General features: G+C 69.2%; 4 protein-coding genes. 1 reads left to right on the top strand and 3 read right to left on the bottom strand.

Annotation, left to right across the window (positions count from 1 at the left end):
* On the top strand, nucleotides 1–237 hold a 237-nt coding region (locus ABZ070_RS36300; RefSeq protein WP_356640341.1), incomplete at its 5' end, for a multicopper oxidase domain-containing protein.
* A gap of 105 nt (nucleotides 238–342) precedes the next feature.
* On the opposite strand, the gene ABZ070_RS36295 is transcribed toward ABZ070_RS36300, so the two are convergent.
* From ABZ070_RS36295 to ABZ070_RS36285, 3 genes are all read right to left on the bottom strand, one after another.
* A complete protein-coding gene (locus tag ABZ070_RS36295; RefSeq protein ID WP_356640340.1) occupies nucleotides 343–792 on the bottom strand; it encodes a hypothetical protein in 450 nt (149 codons plus the stop codon).
* A 109-nt stretch (nucleotides 793–901) separates the two neighbouring features.
* Complete coding sequence (locus ABZ070_RS36290; RefSeq protein WP_356640338.1) at nucleotides 902–1930, bottom strand: S66 peptidase family protein; 1029 nt, start codon at nucleotides 1928–1930, stop codon at nucleotides 902–904.
* 76 nt (nucleotides 1931–2006) lie between these two features.
* Nucleotides 2007–2603 (bottom strand): DUF4230 domain-containing protein, encoded by a 597-nt coding sequence (locus ABZ070_RS36285; protein WP_356640343.1) that lies wholly within the window; start codon nucleotides 2601–2603, stop codon nucleotides 2007–2009.
* Nucleotides 2604–3320 lie beyond the last annotated feature (717 nt).

Genomic DNA, 3320 nt, shown 5'->3' with positions numbered 1-3320 from the left:
CGGCTGGTCGTCGTCAACGCCACCGACATGTGGCACCCCGTCCACCTGCACGGCCACACCTACGCCCTCGCCGGCATCGACTCCAACGGCGCCCGCAAGGACACCGCCACCGTCCTGCCCCACAACAAACTCGTCCTCGACTTCGACGCCGACAACCCCGGCGACTGGATGCTCCACTGCCACAACATCTACCACTCCGAATCCGGCATGATGACCACCGTCACCTACGACGCGTAGCCCAACGCCGGCGCGGCACCCACGAGTTCCGGGCGCGGCGGCCGTCGGTGCGGTGAACCTGCCGGACGGCCCGCCGCCGCCCTTGTCGGGCGGCAGGACGCGGCGTCAGACGAGACTGTCCCACCAGGGAACGAGGCCCCGGCGGCGCCGCCAGAACCCGCGCCGTCCGGCCACCACGGTCAGAACGGTCCACAGCACGGCGCCGGCCACGACCAGGCCGGTCCTGCCGGCCTGCGCTCCCACCAGCACCGCCGCCGTGCCGGGAAGGCTCAGTACGGCCGTCCACGCCGCCCTGTGCAGGAACAGCAGCGCAACGGCCAGGCCGAAACCGAGCACGAATCCCATGGCGAACACCAGCCAGTCCAAGCCCGGCGCGGCCTGCCCGAGCACGGTTGCCCCGGCGGCCGTCGCCACGCCGTAGAGCACCAGGCCGGCCGTCAGCCCCACCAGCCGCCGCCCGTCCACCCCGTAGCCGCCCATGTGGGACAGCGGCGTGGTACGGGTCCGGCGGCGCTTCACGGTGCGGCGGGGCGTCTGGCTGCGGTTGCTCGGCATCCGGGCAGCATAGGCAGTGCACAGCCGCGAAGATCATCCGCCCCGGAGGCAGCCCGCCCCGACCGCCCGAGACGCGCTGCAGGACTCCTCGCGCATCCCACGCCGAGCGTCAGTCCAGTGTCTGGGTCAGCTCGTTACGGGAGGAGGTGAGGACGACCCGGCCGCGCGCTCCGTTGACCAGCGGCAGGTAGGGCGCGACGTGCCCGCACTCGACATCGGCGATGACCGGCACGTTCAGGGGCCCGAGCGCGTCGAGTACAGCCTGGTGCTGGGTGAGCGAACCGGCGTCGGGCGCCGGGGTGCGGCCCACGAGGACCGCGTTCGCCTCGTCGAAGAAACCGGCCAACCGCATCCCGTGCAGGTTTCTGCAGATGCTGAAGGCGTCGTCGCCGCACGCTTCGACGTACACCACAAGCCCTTCCGGGCTCTCGGCCCGTGCGAAGGCGGAGACATCGAGGTAGGGGCTCCCCGTGAGGTTGCACAGTGTCTCGATACAGCCCCCGATCAGACGCCCCTCGACCTCCACGTCCCCCTCGCCGTCCAGCCTGGTCCACCTGCCGGGTGTGCTCAGCTTGCACTCCCGCACCTTTGGATGGGCGCTCCAGTCGTCCCAGACCGTGGCCCGGTGGTGGTTCGGCGGACTCTGCGTGAACGGGTGTCCCTGCGGGGCGGCGGCGATGTCCAGCCACGACAACAGTCCCTCGGGCACCTGGTAGGGGGTGTCCATCAGGTTGTTGCCGTGAAGAGTCGCCGTGCTGGTGAGGAGAGTCAGCGGCGTCATGAGGGTCGACATGTCGGAGTAGCCGACAAGCCAGGTCGGCTCGGCCTCACGCAGCCTGTCCCAGTCGAGCAGCGGCAGCAGGTCGATCGCCATCTCCCCGCCCCACGGCGGCACCACGGCCCTGATGCCGGGATCCGTCAGCATCGACATCAGCTCGCTCGCACGGTCGGCCGCAGGGGCACTGACATGCCCGGCACCATCCATGCACCGGCCGACGACCACCTCGTATCCCCGCGCCTCCACATCACGAATCGCCACATCGAGGCGCGCACGCAGTTCTTTCGGGACTCCGCTCGAAGGAGAGGTGACGCCGACGCGGTCACCAGGACGCAGGGGGTGCGGATATCGAACTGGCATGCGCCGGATTCTGACACAGCGCCACGTCCGTACGACAACGAGTTCTGCCACGCGTCGAACGACCCGCCGCACACCGTCATCCGTACACGACGGTCACCTGCCGGAATCCGAGGGAGCGCAGCAGGCCCTCCAGCATGGCGGTGGTGTTCCTCTCCGCCCGCTCGGTGAGCCCGCTGTCCTTCGCCGCCTCCCCGATGCGCTGTGCCGCGAGCTGGTTCACCGCGCGTTCATCGGCGGGGTTGTCGGAGAACAGATCACCGAGGCGGTCGAGGAGCCCGCGCTGCTTGGACACCGCGTACGACCGTTGCGGGTCGAGGGCAGGCTCGCCGAGGCGGGCGTGCGGAAGGCGGAGCGTGGCCTTTGTGCGGTCCTTGTCGACGGTGACGCTGTCCTGGCCGACGGCCCCGAGATCCACGTACGCGCTGACGCTGCCGGCCCCCACGTACAGGGTGCGGGTGCCCCGGATCGCGTCCGGGAGGAACTTGGCGTCCTTCTCCAGGTCCACGACGATCTGGAAGTTGCCCGCCGCGCCCTCGTAACGGTTCATGTCCTTGATGGACTTGAGCAGAGCGGGCCCCGACCGGTCCTTCGTCTCCTGACCGAAGACATCGTCGAATCCGGGCAGCAGGCTGAAGCGTCCGGCGAGGACGACCAGTACGAGGGCCACCAGCAGGGCGACCGGTACCGACAGCCACGACGGCAGTTGCAGGCGGCGGCCGGTCCGCGGGCGCGGGTGATCGGTGTCCGAGGCAGGTGTCGTCACATCTTTCCGTGTGCCCCGCCCCGCAGGGCGCACGCACCGCAGGGGCGCGGCGCTCACCCGCGACTTGACGAGTCCTCCGCCTCTCCCAGTGGCAGGGAAGACAGAATTCTGCTTCTCCTGCCGACAGAAAATCTGTCGTGGCGGTGGTAGACATTCGGAGCTGCCGGGATTAACGTCTTTCTCGTAGCCAGAATCAGGAACATGCGGCAGAGATGAACTGCCGTGCAGGACGAACAGGTTGTGGCACGGCAGTGGAGTGGCGGGGCCGGGTGTCTCGGGGTCCCCTCGCTGACTGCCGGGCCGGGCGGCCCACCGGGGCCGTCAGCAAGACGCAGGACCCGCAGTGTCAAGCAAGTGGAAGAAGGAAGAGAAGGAGGCGGACGCCATCAGGATCGCCCGGGCGCTGACGTAGTCGGCCCGGGTACCGCAGGCCCCGGAACGGAAGGTGGTCCCACGGTCACGCATTCGCGATCCCCGCATTCGGAGCCCTCTGGGCGAAGTCGCGGAAACAGAAGGCCGGCACTGCAGTAAGCCGGCAGATGGTGTTGCAAATCCCCTCGGGGCCCTGGTGCCGCACCTCAAGTCGTTCAAGGTCCAGCTGGACACCCCGGGCTCACTAGGGACCAT

The sequence above is a fragment of the Streptomyces sp. NPDC006283 genome (assembly GCF_040613325.1).
Classification (GTDB): Bacteria; Actinomycetota; Actinomycetes; order Streptomycetales; family Streptomycetaceae; genus Streptomyces.
Note: the sequence above shows the minus strand (reverse complement) of the source record. Positions and strands in the feature narration are given on the sequence as shown.